The sequence below is a fragment of the Bacillus sp. HSf4 genome (assembly GCF_029537375.1).
Classification (GTDB): domain Bacteria; phylum Bacillota; class Bacilli; order Bacillales; family Bacillaceae; genus Bacillus; species Bacillus sonorensis_A.
Genome location: NZ_CP120679.1, coordinates 576,905 through 592,803, shown reverse-complemented (window position 1 = coordinate 592,803; position 15,899 = coordinate 576,905). Strand labels below are relative to the sequence as shown.

The window sequence follows — 15,899 nt, the reverse complement described above, 5'->3', positions numbered from 1 at the left end:
CTTTATACTGGAGAAAAGGAGGATTCTGGATGTTCACACTGAAGATTGATCATGATCTGTATTTAAAAATGCTTGAACCAAAGGATGCACCCGCCGTCTACAAACAGATCCAGCAATCCAAACAGCATTTAAGAAAATGGCTGTACTGGGTCGACGGAACGAAGAAGCTTGAAGACACCGAAGCTTTTATCGAGGATGCCATGAAGCAGGCTGCCGCGAATAACGGCTTTCAGGCAGGGATCTGGCATCAACAGCAATTCGCCGGCATGATCGGCCTGCACTATATCAATTGGACCAACCGAACGACATCGATCGGCTACTGGCTCGGTGAATCTCATCAGGGAAAAGGAATCATGACGAGCGCATGCCGCGCGCTGATTGATATGATGTTTAACGAATATGAACTCAACCGGGTTGAAATCAGGGCGGCGGTTAAAAACAGCAGAAGCCGGGCGATACCCGAAAGGCTCGGATTTGTGAAAGAAGGCTGCCTCAGACAATGCGAATGGCTTCATGATCATTTTGCCGATCATTTCGTCTACGGACTCCTGAGGAAAGAATACGCCGAGCGCGGCAAATAAGTTCGAAACTTGTCACACCCTTTTTTACCGTTTATCTGGTATGATAGATAAAAAAATATGAGGTTTTCGCAATGAAAATATTTGTCCTATTCTACTTATGGCTTGTCCCGCTTGTTATCGGACTGATCTTTTTCCGGATCACCCAAAGGATGAGCTTTCAAAAAAGATTCTTTCCGGCCTATGTGATGATCGGACTGGCGACTCTCGTGTTTGCCGTGTGCTATCTGATCGGACAGCCTTATCTCGGCAACTTCTTCGGAGGCACGATGCTGTTTGGAACGGTTCTTCCGTTTATGGCTGCGGCGATGAAGAAAAACAAATAACCTGTAATGAAAGCTTGTCAAAGACAGGCTTTTTTTATATTTGCACCAAAACCCACTCTGCCAGAATCCTGATCGGACGCTTATGGGCTCACAAGCTGAACATCAATCGCTTGATAGAAAGCGTTTTCAGTATCAGCCACATCCCAAACGGCCAAAATCACATGGTATCCTTGGCGATCTTGTGGCACTTCTATTTGATGGGATAGATGATTGGATGCAGGAGACCCGTCATGTTCTATTGTGCCGATCGCTTCAAAGTCGGCTCTTTTCAGCGGCTGATTGGGGTCCCAGTCTTTTTTGGTGATATAGTAGTGCCATTGGCTCGTTTTGTGGGGAGCGGTATATGTCCAAGTAAATGTATGGACGCCTCCGGTCATGATGTGTTTAAACCAGCGATTCTCAGACTGCTGATCAAGAATGCCGCCGAACAGTCCGCCCGCAGATGCAATTTGCCCATCAGCAGGTCCGTCCTGCGGAAACCCCTTTTTCGCCTCCAGGCTTTGCGGTTCATACATGACGCTGCCGCAATTCAAATTGAGCAGTCCATAGGACTCGCTGCACAAAGCCGCCCTGCTTTCGGGCTTTTCAACAAAACCATGGGCAAACGCCTGCTGAGGAATGAACAACAATCCCGACCATAATGCCGCCGCTATCACCGCGGCGCTTCGCTTTTGAAAAAGCTGCATTTTGATAACCCCTCCCTTTTCATTGTGAGATGGGTTTTGGTGCGCTGTCGGCCGGCTGTTTTACACGCCCCGCCTTCTTTTATTTTCCATATAAACAGCCGATAAATCAACGGAATCGGAAAAAAATCGCCAAGGAAGCTGCTGCCCCTTGGCAAAATCATTAAAATAACCTTTTTATACTTTTCTTTAGCGGAGGCAAGTCCAGTTCTTTTTTTCCAAAGAATTTCTTCACCATATATTTGCTGTAGTTCGCCGCTTGTGTATAGGATATCTTTCCGGGAAGCGGCGGCTCGTCTTCGATCGTCACATCAATAATGGCCGGTTTTTGTGAGGCAAAAGCGCTTTTCAACGCCGGGATGAGCTCTTCATGCTTGACCACACTGAAGCCTTTCCCGCCGCAGGCTTCGGCAAATTTGGCGAAATCGATGTTTTCGAGATCTGTCGCATATTCAAGATGCCCCTTTTCCTGCTGTTCATATTGAATCATCCCCAAGTTTTGATTATTGAATATGACGACGACAAGCGGAAGGTCGTATTTGACAGCGGTCGGAAAATCGTGCATCGACATGCTGAAGCCGCCATCTCCGCAAACGGCCACCACCTGGCGCCCGGGGTGCGACAGCTTGGCGGAAATCGCGCCGGGTAAACCGCAGCCCATCGTACCGAGCCAGCTTGAAATCAGAAACTCCTGACCCGTCATTTGAAAATGGCGGGCCATCCATACCGTCACATTCCCGACGTCAACCGACAGCACCGCATCATCTGCGACTGCATCTTCAAGCCTTGCGATCACCTGCTGCGGCTTCAGCGGTGATGTCGCCACTTGTTCGTCTTTTTCTAATTGCTGCCGCCATTTGTTCATATGTTCTGTACAGCTTTCTAAGAATGAACGGTTCGTTTTTCGTTCGATTGTTCTCGTCAGTTCAGCGAGCCCAAGCTTGGCATCACAGACAAGGGCCGCTTTTACCGGATACCGCTTGCCGATTTTTGCAGGATTGTTGTCGAGCTGAACAGCCGCTGCACCCTCCGGCAGATAATCGCGGTAAGGAAACGAAGTCCCCAGCATGATCAAGAGGTCGCATTCCTCCATCGCTTCATATGCGGGCTTTGTCCCGATGTGCCCGAGATTTCCGAGCATATGCGGATGCCGGTCGGGAACAATCCCTTTTGCCGGAAGCGTGATGATGATTGGAGCGGCCGCTTTATCTGCAAACGCCAGCAGTTCCTCCCTCGCCGCTTTCATTCCTCTTCCGGCCAAAATCACCGGCTTTTTCGCCTCATTGATCAATTGGGCGCATTGCAGTAGCTGACTTTGCTTCGGGCGAAGGTCGCCGTCGATATAGAGCGCTGATGTATACACCGGCTTTCGCTCGACTCTTTCGGCAAACACATCATCGGAGACGGATAGAACGGCGGGCCCTTTTTGGCTGTATGCGGTGCGGATCGCCTGATTGAGAAGATCCGGAAGCGCCTCTGCCGAATGGACCTGCTGATTGAAGACAGATACATCCTCAAACAGTCTCTCAAGACCGATCTCCTGAAAATAATCCCTGCCAATCTGATTCGAAGACACCTGTCCCGTAATCGCCAGCACAGGTGCGCCATCGGCTTTCGCATCGTACAGCCCGTTCAGCAAATGAACGGCGCCCGGCCCTGCAATCGACAGGCAGACACCGATTTTGCCGGTTAATTTCGCCTCAGCCGCAGCAGCGAGAGCCGCGGTTTCCTCATGGCGCACTTGAATAAAGCGAATATTGCTTTCTTCATGCCGCAAATCATCGATCCATACATTGATGCTGTCTCCCGGCATGCCGTATACATGATGGATATTCCATTCTTTCAACAGCTCTGCTGCTATTTTTCCTGCGGTTTTGTTTGCCATACTACGTCCTCCTTTGTTTCTTTCCTTACCACCTCCCATTTTTGCTGAAACGTTTTGCGGCGTACCCGCTAGAAAAAAAGCTTGCAGAGGCAGGCTCTGCAAGCTTTGTTATTGATCAAGCTTCAGCTTCTTCAGCTGTTCGGCGAGCGCGTTGTTGACCGGCTCATCCTTGTTTTGCTTTTTCATGTAGGCATGTACGTCGCGTTTGGACGCTTTTGAGTTTTTGTCTTTTGCTCTGCGCTTTTCAAAAACAGAGAGCTTTTCTCTGTGGCCGCAGACGCAGGCGAAGGTCTGGCCTTCTCCGTGGCCGCGCAGCTCCATCCGTTTATGGCAGACCGGACAGCGGGCGTTCGTTTGTTTGGCGACCGTTTTGCGGTGGCCGCATTCCCTGTCCTGACAGACGAGCATTGTGCCGCGCTTGCCGTTTACTTTCAGCATCAGTTTTCCGCATTCTGGGCAGTGCGTGCCTGTGATGTTATCATGCTTGAATGTTTGATTGCTGCTTTTGATTTCCTTGATCGTCTGCTTCGTATACTCCTTCATTTCCTTGATGAAGGCGGCCGATTTCAGCTTGCCTTTTGCTATGCCTGACAGCTTCTGCTCCCACTCCGCGGTCAGCGCCGGCGATTTTAAATCGCTTGGGACAAGTTCAAGGAGCTGTTTGCCTTTTGAAGTGATATAAATATCTTTTCCTTTTTTCTCGATCAAAAATGTGTTGAACAGCTTTTCGATAATGTCGGCGCGGGTCGCGACCGTCCCGAGTCCGCCCGTCTCGCCAAGCGTTTTCACAAGGTTCTTTTCTTCCCCTTGCATAAATGCGGACGGATTTTCCATCGCCGACAGCAATGTTCCTTCATTAAAGCGCGCAGGCGGCTTCGTTTCCCCTTTGGTTTCTGTCAGAGCACGGACGGGCAGCTTGTCGCCTTTTGCAAGCTTGGGAAGGGTTTGATCCTTTTCTTCCTCATCGTCCTCATCATCGGCATAGTCATACACCGCTTTCCAGCCTTGGGACTGAACGGTTTTTCCTTTTGCCGTAAAGGTTTCGCCGCCGATTTCGGCAAACACCTTTGTTTCTTCATATTCAAACGGAGGCAGCAAAACGGACAGAAAACGCTTGGCAATCAAGTCGTACAGCTTTCTCTCCTTATCGCTTAAAGCGCCGAGCGAAAGCGGCTCTTCCGTTGGAATAATCGCGTGGTGGTCGGATACTTTCGCATCATTGACAAAGTTTTTGCCCGCTTTGATCCCGCGCTGCAAAATCCGGTTGACATGCTGGGCATAAGGCTTGACCTGCATCCCTTCCAACCGGTCTTTCAGCGTCGGAACGATGTCGTTTGAAAGAAATCGTGAATCCGTCCGCGGGTATGTGACAAGCTTGTGCTGCTCATAGAGCTTTTGTAAGACGGACAGTGTTTCTTTCGCGGAGAAGCCGAAGCGTTTATGGGCGTCCCTTTGCAATTCTGTTAAATCATAGAGACCGGGTGCAAAGCTTTTTTTCGCCGTTTTCTTCAAATCAGAAATGACCGCCGGTTTGCCTTGCAGAGCTTTTGCAAGCTGAGAGGTCACAGATGCATTGAAGGTGCGGGTCTGCTTTGTTTTTTTGTCCTGCCATGTCAGCGTCATGCCGTCAACTGCGGCGCGCAGGCCATAGTAAGGAACAGGCTTAAAGTTTTTAATGTCTTCCTCACGTTTGGCGATCATTGCCAGTGTCGGCGTCTGCACGCGGCCGCAGGAAAGCTGGGCATTGAATTTCGTCGTCAGCGCCCTTGTCGCGTTGATGCCGACGATCCAGTCAGCTTCGGCTCTTGCCACGGCGGAATGATACAAGTTTTCAAATTCTTTGCCGTTCTTTAAGTTTTTAAATCCGTCTTTGATCGCTTTGTCTGTGACAGATGAAATCCACAAGCGTTTCAAGGGCTTGGTGACCTTTGCCTTGTCGATGATCCAGCGGGCGACAAGCTCGCCTTCCCGTCCTGCATCTGTGGCGATGACGATGTCTTTGACATCTTTTCTGATCAGCTGTGATTTGACCGCCTGAAATTGCTTCCCTGTCTTTTTGATGACGACGAGCTTTAATGGCTCAGGAATAATCGGCAGGTCTTCAAGGCGCCATGACTGATACTCTTTTCCATAGCCTTCCGGGTCCGCCAATGTGACCAAGTGGCCGAGCGCCCATGTCACGATGTAGCGGTCTCCTTCAAGATATCCATTTCCCTTTTTATGACACTTCAGCACGCGGGCCAAATCCCGGCCGACTGAAGGTTTTTCTGCTAAAACGACTGTTTTTGCCAAGTCCATCACATCTCTTTCTTATTCATCCATCCTTTTATTATAACAGATGGAAAGGATTCATCTCTAACGTTCAAAGTCTTTCGTTTTGATTTCTGAAAAAATGACATGTGTCACCGTCTGAGCGTAAGGGGACGTTTGATTGATAAACGCTTCGATTTGCGCCAGGCTTTCGGCGTTTATTTTCAGCATATAGCAGGCCGCTCCCGCGATCCGGTAGCAAAATTCGATGTTCGGCAGACGTTCGATGTAGGTTTTAAACCTTTCATACTCCCCGTTTTTAACCGTCGCTTCAATGATGCAGGAGACCGGAAGTCCGACTTTCTGATAATCGATAGCCAATGTGTACTTTTTAATGATGCCGAATGCTTCAAGACGTCTGACCCTTTCCGTTACCGCCGGAGCGGAAAGATTGATCTTCCTCCCGAGCTCCCTCATCGACGAGCGGCTGTCTTTTTTCAATTCTTCGATGATTTTGTAATCGATCTCATCCATTTGCAAAGTCATGTCCCCCTTTTTCGTATCATTTATAAAACATTGATCGATATATCTTTACGAATGAAATTCCTATTGAAGGGTGAGTTAGATACTATTATGGAGAGGTGATCAAGATATGACAAGAATTATTCCTTCATCAAGGGGAGAGACTCCGTTTCAAAGACTTTTAGGGCATTCCGAATCGGTTCTTTCAGCCTGGACGGCATTGGCGGACGAACTTTCCGGAGACGGTTTGTTATCAAAGGAGCTGAAGGAACAGGTACGCCGAGTGCTGGCACAGGGCAACGGCTGTGAATATTGCAAGGCTAAGGGCAAGCCTGAAGCTTCCAATCTTGAAAAAACCAGCCTTGCCATGGGCTTTGCGGAAGTGTTTCTGTCAGAAAGAGACCGAATCGGCGACAGGCAGTTTGACGTGCTGAAAGAGATGTTCTCTGATGAAGAAATCGCAGAGCTTACAGCATTTATTTGCTTTACGACGGCACAGCAATATTTCGGGGCTTTAATGAAAATTCCGGCACAAAAATAAACGCGGGGCCTGTTCTAATTGTATACATTTAGTCTATATTATAGAGGTAAGATTAGAACAGGGAGGGTATCTCATGCTGCAAACACCGATTGGCCGCCTTCGAACGATGGGGTTTATTGAAGGCATGTCACTCTTAATCCTGCTTTTTGTCGCCATGCCTCTGAAATACTGGGCGGGTTATCCGATGGCCGTCACAATCGTCGGATCGCTTCACGGCGGATTGTTTATCATCTATCTGCTCGTTCTGTTATATGTGACATTCGCCTTGAGGTGGTCGCTGAAATGGCCTGCCGCGGGTCTGCTCGTCGCTTTTGTTCCGTTCGGAAACTTTCTTTATGACCGGGGTTTGAAAAAATATGCTCAAAAATAAGATCCGCCGTGTTATTCGGCGGATCCCTCGTCAAGAAATTGTTGCAGTGCTTCTTTATTTTTTTCCAGATCCAAATCCAACACATCTCCGTATTTTGGATCTCTTAGATTTGTATATGAGCCGTCAACAGGCAGCCTGAAGCTTTTCGTTTCTTTTGTTTCTCCTAAAAAGAAGTCTTTACCGACTGAAAATATGACGCCGTTCGGAAGGTTTGTCTCGACATACGGGTCGACGAGGCCCAACACCTTCGGAAGCCGCGCGACATTTCCGATATTCACCGCTTCTTTCTCCAGCTTTCCAAAGACCTCCTGTTGCCTTCTTACCCGTCCAAAGTCGCTTTCTCTGTCATGTCTAAACCGGACATATCCGAGCAGTTTGTCACCGTGAAGAACCTGCTTTCCCGGTTCCAATGTCATGCCGATTCCGTAAGACATCCTTTTCGGCACATTGACTTCAATGCCATCGGGGGCAATCGCATCGACGACTTTGGCAAACCCTTTAAAATCGAGTACGGCATAGTAATTGATGTTCAAACCGAAATTTTCCTTCAGTGTTTGACGGACAAGCTCAGGGCCGCCGAAAGCATATGCTGCATTGATTTTTTGCTTTTCATGCCCCGGTATATCGACATAGCTGTCCCTCATGATCGAGATCAATTTAGGCTGCTTTTGTTTTTTATCGTAATGAATGACCATCATCGAATCCGATCTTGAATGCTCTTCCCCCCTGGAATCGATTCCGAGTACGAGGACGTTCACTTCATCCAAATCCGAGCCTTCCCCGTTGAACTCGAACTGACCATCGTTTTTAAAGCTTCCGTCTGACTCTGATAAACCTTGTCGGTATTCGTAGATGCTGTATCCTGTAACAGCAATGATAAGCAGTACGATGAATAGCAACAGCCGTTTGATGATTTTCCGCCGTTTTTTCTTCTTCTTTTTTACCTTTACTCTTACTCTTTTCACATTATCCACTATTATCACCGCCCCAAATAGACTACCACAGGATGACATAGTCGACAATTAATAAAAGAAAGCTGTAAAGGTATTCACCATCCGTAAAATTATACTTCATTCTTCTTTATCTTACAAAACGAAATAATATCATTCGCTTTTTGATCATTTCGTCAAATAACACCTACATCCATTTGGTCATCCATGCGATATAGTAAGATGCCGGTATAAACAAAATTTGCGCAAGAACCGTGCCGGTTACCCTGGATACGGCCATTGTGACAGAGGCCCATTTCAAATAAACATAGCTCCGCTTCCCTTTGGCCACATCATCGGCCAGCACGGAAACCTTCGGATCGACAAACAGCGCCAACAGCATCGTTGCGATTCCATTGACAAGTCCTGATGCCATCACTGCCGTTGTGTGCCGTTCCGGAACGAGAACACCGGCGTATAAGGCGGCCAGCACACCGATCGTGTAAATGGCCGTGATCACCATGTTTAAAACGAACAGCCGTTTTGGGATGAAGCGAAACTGAAAGCCTTTTGCATATTGTATAGTCGGCCTTTTCAAATAGCGCCTCATATTTTTCAGGCTGCTTTTCGAAAACGCCTTGCGAAACACGTGCAAAACAGAACCGTCCTTACCGGCCAAATGAATGATCGCCCGCGAAAAAACGGCGATGAATGTCGGCAAGAGGAGCATTCCGCAGATGGTCCCGACGGTTGAGCCGAAGATTAAAAACCGAAACTGCTTTCCCACGAGTGAGAGTGCATCCGCGCCTGCCATATCAACGAGCTTCCCCGTCACAGGCTGCTGAATCATATTGGACATTCTCGAGACGATCACCATCACATTAAACAAGGACAGAGCCGAAGCGATAAACCCGACTCTGGCGCCGGACAGCCGGGCCGCATAAGCCAATGTTTCAATAGAGTGTATGAGCAATAAAAAACAAAAAATCAAGAGTACTTTTGAAGTTAAAACATCCATATTCCTGTCCTCCAGTCTATTGATTAGACTTCTTACTGCGAGGAAAGGTTTCGGAAATTTAAAAAACCGCTTCAGCATGCGCCAAAGCGGTTTTCCATTTCATTTAGTCTTTTTATTCGAGCAAATATTTATATTCAAAAGTCCGCTAAAACTGCGGAAGATCAGCATCTATCGTTCCGAGTGAAAGTAAACACCATGGAATTTCTGAAACCAAGACAACGAAAGCCCTACCTCTCAATCGTCCTTGCGGCTCCGAAGCCGCGCCAGTGTGAATTGTGAAACAAAAAGTCTTTTTTCCCTCTAGCCTGTGTTAGGGGCGGTCAGAGGAAGAAAACAAGCATCTTCTAAGAAAGAAAAAAGAAGTTTACTTTCCATTATTTGCTCTTAGCGTGTTCCTGTGTTGTATTATACTACAGAATGATCCAAATGACAAACTGTGCTATAAATCAAGGGTCACCGGAGTGCTTTCCCCTCCGTTCATCAGCCTGATTTCCGAAGGATGGATTTCAAGCACGGTCAGGTTTGGATCGTCTTTTCCGTCAAACCAGCGCTCAAGTCGTTCATCCCAGATTTGATCCTTTAATTCTTTTGAGTGGTTCAGCTCGGCCGTCCCCTTGATTTCCAGATAAGCGTCGCCGAAGCCTTCTCCGTCATAGCCTAAAAGCACATGGACATTCGGATTGTTGTCGATCTCTTCGGCTTTGTGTGTTTCATCGCTTGTCGGCGTGTAGAGTGTCATTCCGTCGTGGAAGAACGTCATATAGCGGGAATTGGGCTTCCCCTGTTCAACCGTGGCAAGCGTACCGATCTTATGATGATCGAGAATATCGAGCACCTTTTGTTTGATCTGCTGCTGATCCATTTTAAGTTCCTCCTTTTCATCGAGTCCACTGTTACTTTTCCACAATGTCCGGTATATTAAACAATGGAATGAGGTGGTGTCATGATGAATATTTTAATTGCATTTGATGCTGAAGCTGATATGGGCTATATTTCCCTGACGGAAAAGCAGACCGCCCCCGTCACAACTGAAGATATCGGAGATTCGCCATTGATGGCTGATCTTGATCGCGACAACCGGATCATCGGCATTGAATTTACGGGAAAAGCCGCACCTGATGTCGCCCGGCTTGGAAGCTTAACCGGTAGGAAGCGCAAGCTTGAAGTCGCATCCTTGGCAGACAGATCCATCTATCGCTTTCGGGCGAACGGTTTAAAGGCAGTAAACATGCTGCAAATGAACGGGATTCGTTTTTATTTTGCTGATGACGAATTTCGGCATTTCATCGGTTTTGATATTGAAAGAGAAAAAAGCGAATGAGAGCTGCTCCCATTCGCTAAATTCTTGGATCCGTAAACATATCGTGGTCATCTGTGCTTGTAGAAGAAAACTCACTCATCACCGCGCCCTCACAGCCGGCTTTGAACCAATGCTTTGTGTTTGGCGGAATGGTGTATTGTTCGCCGGGAGACAGTCGGATTTCACGCCAGACGGTGAAATGCTCCCGATCCTCAATGGGCGGCAGGACGGCGGGTATGTCTGTTGTTTCTCCTTCCACATACAAATAGACCTTTCCATACCGGCATCTCAATGTTTCTTCTTTTCCCTTTTCTCCATTGACAGGAGGATGACGGTGTTCAGGGCAAGTCTGGCCGGGGAACAAAACAAGCTCTTTGGCACAATAGCGGTCTGTATTGACGTAAACGATGAGCTGAAGGCCGAGCTTGTTCAGTTTATTTAAGCCGTAGTCCATGATTTGAATGCTGTTTTTTTCATCCTCGGACAGCATGATCCCCGCTTTTTGATAGTATTGTACGACATCTTCCTTCATCACCTTCACTGCGCTGTTTCCTCCTCTTACGTCGTAATAAAGTCTCCGCCATTGACATGAAGGGTCTGTCCAGTCATATAAGATGATTCGTCTGATGCGAGAAGCACTTAGCAGCCGACAAGTTCGGCCGGCTGTCCCGGACGGCCCATTGGCGTGTCTGTTCCGAATGCAGCGACTTTATCGGCGGAGAACGTTGATGGAATCAGCGGCGTCCAAATCGGTCCCGGCGCTACCGCATTGACGCGGATCCCGTCTCCGACAAGCGCCTGGGACATCGACCGTGTGAAGGCATTGATCGCTCCTTTTGTCGCTGTATAATCAATCAGTTCTGGATTGCCCCGGTAAGGATTGATTGAGGTGGTATTAATGATCACACTGCCAGGTTCCAAATAATCGATCGCTTTTTTTGTGAAGTAGAAATAGGAAAAGAAATTGGTTTTAAATGTTCTCTCAAGCTGCTCGCTGGAAATGTCTTTAATTCCGTCTTTAGGATGCTGTTCTGCGGCATTGTTGACCAGAATGTCAAGCCTTCCTAATTTCTTGACAGTCTGTTCAACGGCATCAATGCAGAACGCTTCATCCCCGGCATCACCGGGAAGCAAGAGACATTTGGCGCCCTCTTTTTCAACAAGGGCTTTCGTTTCCTGTGCGTCTTCATGTTCGTTCAGGTAAACGATTGAGATATCTGCGCCTTCTTTGGCATAAGCAACGGCGACGGCTCTGCCGATTCCGCTGTCACCGCCTGTGATAAGCGCGACTTTCCCTTTCAGCTTATCCGTGCCTTTATGGTTTTCAACCTCATAGATCGGACGCGGATCCATGACGCTTTCCACACCGGGCTGGCGGTCTTGCGTTTGTGCCGGCTGTCCGTTTGTTTGCCGATGGCGTAGATCCATTTTAATTCCTCCCTTTTGTTATATTACTTTCCTTTTAGCCGCCGATTGGTCTGTTTAAACACGCAAAGCCCCGGAGGATGCTCCGGGGCCTTTTCACCATTCTTTGTTTTGGATGAATTTGTGAAATAACATGTTCAGCCTGCTGTAAAGCTCATCTGCGTCACCCGTCTGGTATGCACGCAGGCTTTCATCGCTTTCAATAATCGATGAGCTGATCAGACTTAACAGTTCGGCTCCTTCTGGAGAAATTCCGGCCGGGGCCAGCATGATCAGCATTCGCGACATCTGCATGACGCTTCCGTCCATTCCTCTGATCTCATGCGGTGCCGAGAGGTCAACGGTTTTGAATAGCGGCACGGCGGCCGCTTCGCTTTTTAAATGAAACAGTGCGAAGGATGTACCCGGTATTCCCAGACCTCCTTGTGCTTCACGTTTTAAAAGCCCTTCAGCCACTTGCCGGCTGTCGGTGATCAATCCTTGCTCTTCCAGCATCCCGCAGATGCGTCTCACCGTCTGTTCGTGACTTGTATCATTCTTGTACACGTCAACCGTAAAATGGGATAAAACATCTTGAATCACCGCTGCATAACGGCTGATTTTCCGAGCGATATCAAGCATATCGGGAAACGGTTCGGACTGTTTTGTTTCCGATCTTTTTTTCTTTAAAATCAGCGGAATTTTTCGGGTTAATTGGTGTTTGATTTGTTTGACGTCCTCTTCATTAAGCAGCGGGCTGACGGTGACATAATCGACCCCTTCATACGGAATCGGCACAGTTGAGACAATGATGTCGTACGCTTCGGCATTCTTTGTTTTCAGTTCCATCAGCGAAGAAATGTCAAATGACGCGATTTCAGGAAGCTCTTTTTTCAATCTTGAAGCCAGCATCTTGGATGAGCCGATCCCGCTTGAACAGATGACAAGCGCGCTGATATCTACTTTTTGTTTGCTCATTTCAAGGGCTGACCCAAAATGAAGGACAATAAAAGCAATTTCTTCCTCAGGAAAACGAATCTCCGGAAAAAATGTTTCGACACCCTCTTCAATCGCCATATACAAGAGAAAATAATCTTTTTTCACCTGCTCTGTTAAAGGGTTGTGCACCGACATTTTTTCTTTAATGCGGATGATCGCAGGCTCGAGATGGGCGATTAATCCTTCATACAGCGAATGGTTGCCGGTTAAATTCATCCCCGTTTTTTGCGAGATGAAATCAATCAGCCTTTTCGTCCTGAGAGCGGTGTCAAGCTCGATATCTTCCGCCCTGTAGTCCGTTTTAAAGCTCTTGTTGGCGCTTCGCAAATGCATCGTGATATACCCGGCTTCAGCTTCCGGGATCTTCACGTGAAACGCTTCTTCGAGCGCGTCTGCCATCGCAAGGGCAAGCTCAAATTCTTTTGTATTTTTCAGCTCCGCCAATTCTTTGTCATTGATATTGATCACTTCGCCAAGCTGAATTCGTTCAATCGCAAACGTCAAGTGTACGACAAGGGCGATATAGGCGCTGTCGGAAAGAGAAAGCCCATGCTTTTCTTTCATCTCAAACAGCACCTTTTCCGCTTTCAGCAATTTCCCCCTGCTGACGACCCCAAATATTTTTTCCGGCGCTTCGTTCTTGCCTTTAATATTCATTTCGATCGTCTCCAGAAACTGCTGAACGTCAAGTTTGTCCGCCATAAGATTTCCGACGATTTTCCGTTTTGCGTCTTCAGGTCCTCTCAGCTCAATGCCATAGCCTCTTTTTCTGATCAGCGAAAGTCCGAACGGGGCGATCCAATTCTCCAGCTCATCAAGGTCATTGCTGATGGTCGCTGTCGTCACCTGCAAATCATTGGCGATTGTATAAAGCTTGATCGGCTCACCCGCTTCAAGCATCGCGCACAAAATCAACAGCTTTCGTTCATCAGAGCTGTATTCGACATGGTTATCCCTGGACAGATCGCCGAGAAGCCGCTGTTTATTCCGGTAAGCTCCCACCAGCTTCAAGCCTTTTCCAGGCTGTTTATCAAGCTGGAGCTGATACTCGCTCAGAGCGGATTTGACCGCTTTGAGCTCGCGATGAACCGTCCTTGTGCTGACTTCAATATAGTCGGCAATTTCATTGACTTTGACATAACGATTTTGGTGTAAAAGATATTTAATCAGTTTTTGTTCCCTTGCTGTCATATACATAAAGCGCCGCCTCCGGTGTTGTCGTTTTTGCGGGGTGATTAGGGGGGTGCCGACGGTTGAAAATGGTATCCCTATCATAAAACGCTTACAAGAAATCTTCAATTCAAACTAATTAATTTTTTACTAAAATATAAGTGGAAATTTTTTCAGAAGTGAAGAAACATCAGCTGACAGCTGATGCTTCTACTAGGTTATGTCCCGAGCCACCCTATCATTCGTTCCGTTTGTGGCAGGCCCCCGCCAGGCTCCCGCGGTTTTATCGGAAACTATTGTTTCAAATGCTTCATCACCAGCGCGAACAAAGATTCATTCTTGTCGAGCCCGCATACGTCCTGAAGCACTTCTTCATAGCCTTTTTCAGCGATCATGCTTTGAAGCTGAACGGCTTCCTGATCATCAGCAAAATCGAACTGCAGCGCCAAGGCGATCCCTTCCGCTAGGCGGACAGGTTCAACCCCCGATTTGCTCAGCTTTTGGGCCGGACCGACAAGCCGGTCATGCGGGCCAAGCTTACGAAGCGGCGATCTGGCCACACGTGTGACATCGTCTGAGAGGCTTTCATTTTCAAACCGGCTGAAAATTTTCTTAATATAGCGCTCGTGCTCCTCCTCTGTAAAATCATATGTCTCAACAAGGTAGCGCCCCGTTTCTTCCAGCGCGCCTGCGACCGTTTGGCGCACCTCCGGATGATCGACGGCCTCTTTTATCGTCTTGAGTCCTTTTTGATAGCCGGCATATGCGGCCATGGCATGTCCGGTATTGACGGTAAAAAGCTTTCTTTCAATGAAAGGCGCAAGATCGGATACATAGGTCACCCCTTGAATATCGGGGATATCGCTGATAAACGCAGTTTTGTCGACCGCCCATTCGAAGAACGGCTCAACGCTCACCTTCAGCGGGTCTTCGTGATGCTGGATCGGCACAATCCGGTCTACCGCGGAATTCGGAAAGGCAACGACTCCGTCAAGCGCTTTGCGCTCTTCTTCGTTTAAGTGGCTGAAAACCTCCTCCTGCAGATGACTGCTTCCGCCGATCATATTTTCACAGGCGATGATGTGAAGGGGTTTGCCGTTTGTTTTGAGCCGCTTTTTCAGCCCTTCTGCGATCGGCTTGGCAATCAGTTTCAGCACTGATGGGCCGACGGCTGTTGTCACGAGATCGGCTTGTTCAAGTGTTTCATACAACACTTCAAGCTCTGTGCCGCTGTTGATCGCCCGGACGGGGCCGATCGTTTCCGTCTTCCGGGCTGTGTCAGCCAATTCGACGGTATAGCGCCGCTTTTCGTTCAGTTCTTGGATGACGGTTTCATTCACATCGGCAAAGACAACTTCATATCCCGATTTGCAGAGCAGGGCGCCGATGAATCCGCGGCCGATATTGCCCGCGCCAAAGTGCAAGGCGATCATAGCTCTGCACCTTCTTCAAAAACCGTCATCAATTCAGCTTCGTCTTCAGCGTTGATCAATCGTTCAACATTTTCGGTTTCAGAGCAGACGATGGCAATCTTCGAAAGGATTTCAAGGTGTTCATCGTTTTTCCCGGCGATGCCAAAAACCACTTTCGCAATATTTCCATCACCGTATTCAACACCTTCAGGTATTTGAATGACGGAGATGCCTGAGTGAAGAACGTTTTGTTTGCTGTCTTCTGTACCGTGCGGAATGGCGATCGCGTTGCCCATGTAAGTGGATGTTATGCTTTCCCTCTCAAGCATCTTCTCGATATAGTCCGCCGTGACATACCCGGAATCAACAAGAGCCTTTCCTGCAAGCCTGATCGCTTCTTCCTGTGTTGCGGCAGATTGATTGAGATGAATGTTTTCTTTTGCAAGTACTGGTTTCATTGGGAAATCACTCTCTTTCATACATGTTGTGTGAGCCTGAATGAACAGGCTCAC

General features: G+C 47.9%; 15 protein-coding genes and 2 pseudogenes. 5 read left to right on the top strand and 12 right to left on the bottom strand.

The genetic code is table 11. From position 1 onward, the window contains the following. The first annotated feature begins 29 nt into the window (after window positions 1–29). Together P3X63_RS02925 and P3X63_RS02920 are read left to right on the top strand one after the other, a co-directional pair. Window positions 30–581, top strand: a complete 552-nt coding sequence (locus P3X63_RS02925) for a GNAT family N-acetyltransferase (RefSeq protein ID WP_026585965.1) — start codon at window positions 30–32, stop codon at window positions 579–581. Between the two features lie 71 nt (window positions 582–652). Further along, window positions 653–904 carry a hypothetical protein gene (locus P3X63_RS02920; protein WP_277692449.1) on the top strand — a complete coding sequence of 84 codons (252 nt, stop codon included), beginning with the start codon at window positions 653–655 and terminating at the stop codon, window positions 902–904. Window positions 905–990: 86 nt separating this feature from the next. On the opposite strand, the pseudogene P3X63_RS02915 reads toward P3X63_RS02920, so the two are convergent. From P3X63_RS02915 to lrpC, 4 genes and pseudogenes are all read right to left on the bottom strand, one after another. After that, window positions 991–1,590: pseudogene (locus tag P3X63_RS02915) on the bottom strand (lytic polysaccharide monooxygenase); the annotation flags it as partial. Between the two features lie 160 nt (window positions 1,591–1,750). After that, on the bottom strand, window positions 1,751–3,472 hold the full coding sequence (locus tag P3X63_RS02910; RefSeq protein ID WP_277692448.1) for a pyruvate oxidase: 1,722 nt from the start codon (window positions 3,470–3,472) through the stop codon (window positions 1,751–1,753). A 108-nt stretch (window positions 3,473–3,580) separates the two neighbouring features. Next, window positions 3,581–5,764, bottom strand: a complete 2,184-nt coding sequence (locus tag P3X63_RS02905; protein WP_277692882.1) for a DNA topoisomerase III — start codon at window positions 5,762–5,764, stop codon at window positions 3,581–3,583. Window positions 5,765–5,827: 63 nt separating this feature from the next. Beyond that, window positions 5,828–6,262 carry a transcriptional regulator LrpC gene (lrpC, locus tag P3X63_RS02900; protein ID WP_026585959.1) on the bottom strand — a complete coding sequence of 145 codons (435 nt, stop codon included), beginning with the start codon at window positions 6,260–6,262 and terminating at the stop codon, window positions 5,828–5,830. A 112-nt stretch (window positions 6,263–6,374) separates the two neighbouring features. Here lrpC and P3X63_RS02895 point away from each other — a divergent pair, with 112 nt between their 5' ends. After that, complete coding sequence (locus P3X63_RS02895; RefSeq protein ID WP_026585958.1) at window positions 6,375–6,785, top strand: carboxymuconolactone decarboxylase family protein; 411 nt, start codon at window positions 6,375–6,377, stop codon at window positions 6,783–6,785. A gap of 73 nt (window positions 6,786–6,858) precedes the next feature. Continuing rightward, the gene (locus P3X63_RS02890) at window positions 6,859–7,155 is read left to right on the top strand and encodes a DUF3817 domain-containing protein (RefSeq protein WP_026585957.1); all 297 of its coding nucleotides are present in this window, start codon (window positions 6,859–6,861) and stop codon (window positions 7,153–7,155) included. A gap of 11 nt (window positions 7,156–7,166) precedes the next feature. On the opposite strand, the gene P3X63_RS02885 is transcribed toward P3X63_RS02890, so the two are convergent. The 3 genes from P3X63_RS02885 to P3X63_RS02875 form a co-directional block, all read right to left on the bottom strand. Next, window positions 7,167–8,120: an LCP family protein gene (locus tag P3X63_RS02885; protein ID WP_026585956.1), complete on the bottom strand. Its 954-nt coding sequence runs from the start codon at window positions 8,118–8,120 to the stop codon at window positions 7,167–7,169. A 172-nt stretch (window positions 8,121–8,292) separates the two neighbouring features. Continuing rightward, window positions 8,293–9,102, bottom strand: coding sequence for a lipid II flippase Amj (locus tag P3X63_RS02880; RefSeq protein WP_026585955.1), 810 nt, complete (start codon window positions 9,100–9,102; stop codon window positions 8,293–8,295). Between the two features lie 439 nt (window positions 9,103–9,541). Then, complete coding sequence (locus tag P3X63_RS02875) at window positions 9,542–9,964, bottom strand: pyridoxamine 5'-phosphate oxidase family protein (protein ID WP_026585954.1); 423 nt, start codon at window positions 9,962–9,964, stop codon at window positions 9,542–9,544. Window positions 9,965–10,045: 81 nt separating this feature from the next. Here P3X63_RS02875 and P3X63_RS02870 point away from each other — a divergent pair, with 81 nt between their 5' ends. Further along, the gene (locus P3X63_RS02870) at window positions 10,046–10,423 is read left to right on the top strand and encodes a DUF2283 domain-containing protein (RefSeq protein WP_277692447.1); all 378 of its coding nucleotides are present in this window, start codon (window positions 10,046–10,048) and stop codon (window positions 10,421–10,423) included. Between the two features lie 16 nt (window positions 10,424–10,439). Here the strand turns inward: P3X63_RS02870 and P3X63_RS02865 are convergent, their stop codons facing one another. The 5 genes and pseudogenes from P3X63_RS02865 to P3X63_RS02845 form a co-directional block, all read right to left on the bottom strand. Then, window positions 10,440–10,934, bottom strand: coding sequence for a D-lyxose/D-mannose family sugar isomerase (locus P3X63_RS02865; protein WP_372708731.1), 495 nt, complete (start codon window positions 10,932–10,934; stop codon window positions 10,440–10,442). A gap of 26 nt (window positions 10,935–10,960) precedes the next feature. Beyond that, a pseudogene (locus tag P3X63_RS02860) lies at window positions 10,961–11,830 on the bottom strand (SDR family oxidoreductase). A 93-nt stretch (window positions 11,831–11,923) separates the two neighbouring features. Further along, a complete protein-coding gene (locus P3X63_RS02855) occupies window positions 11,924–14,002 on the bottom strand; it encodes a BglG family transcription antiterminator (protein WP_026585950.1) in 2,079 nt (692 codons plus the stop codon). Window positions 14,003–14,268: 266 nt separating this feature from the next. Beyond that, entirely contained in the window at window positions 14,269–15,408 is a 1,140-nt protein-coding gene (locus tag P3X63_RS02850) for a mannitol-1-phosphate 5-dehydrogenase (RefSeq protein ID WP_026585949.1), read from the bottom strand. Next, on the bottom strand, window positions 15,405–15,845 hold the full coding sequence (locus P3X63_RS02845) for a PTS mannitol transporter subunit IIA (protein ID WP_026585948.1): 441 nt from the start codon (window positions 15,843–15,845) through the stop codon (window positions 15,405–15,407). The genes P3X63_RS02850 and P3X63_RS02845 overlap by 4 nt, the downstream gene beginning before the upstream one ends. Window positions 15,846–15,899: the final 54 nt, after the last annotated feature.

Coding starts and splice junctions, on each gene's coding strand:
- P3X63_RS02850 (WP_026585949.1), bottom strand. CDS start 15,408: ATGATCGCCTTGCACTTTGGCGCGGGCAATATCGGCCGCGGATTCATC.
- P3X63_RS02875 (WP_026585954.1), bottom strand. CDS start 9,964: ATGGATCAGCAGCAGATCAAACAAAAGGTGCTCGATATTCTCGATCAT.
- P3X63_RS02920 (WP_277692449.1), top strand. CDS start 653: ATGAAAATATTTGTCCTATTCTACTTATGGCTTGTCCCGCTTGTTATC.
- P3X63_RS02855 (WP_026585950.1), bottom strand. CDS start 14,002: ATGTATATGACAGCAAGGGAACAAAAACTGATTAAATATCTTTTACAC.
- P3X63_RS02865 (WP_372708731.1), bottom strand. CDS start 10,934: ATGAAGGAAGATGTCGTACAATACTATCAAAAAGCGGGGATCATGCTG.
- P3X63_RS02845 (WP_026585948.1), bottom strand. CDS start 15,845: ATGAAACCAGTACTTGCAAAAGAAAACATTCATCTCAATCAATCTGCC.
- P3X63_RS02890 (WP_026585957.1), top strand. CDS start 6,859: ATGCTGCAAACACCGATTGGCCGCCTTCGAACGATGGGGTTTATTGAA.
- P3X63_RS02880 (WP_026585955.1), bottom strand. CDS start 9,102: ATGGATGTTTTAACTTCAAAAGTACTCTTGATTTTTTGTTTTTTATTG.
- P3X63_RS02925 (WP_026585965.1), top strand. CDS start 30: ATGTTCACACTGAAGATTGATCATGATCTGTATTTAAAAATGCTTGAA.
- P3X63_RS02910 (WP_277692448.1), bottom strand. CDS start 3,472: ATGGCAAACAAAACCGCAGGAAAAATAGCAGCAGAGCTGTTGAAAGAA.
- P3X63_RS02870 (WP_277692447.1), top strand. CDS start 10,046: ATGATGAATATTTTAATTGCATTTGATGCTGAAGCTGATATGGGCTAT.
- P3X63_RS02895 (WP_026585958.1), top strand. CDS start 6,375: ATGACAAGAATTATTCCTTCATCAAGGGGAGAGACTCCGTTTCAAAGA.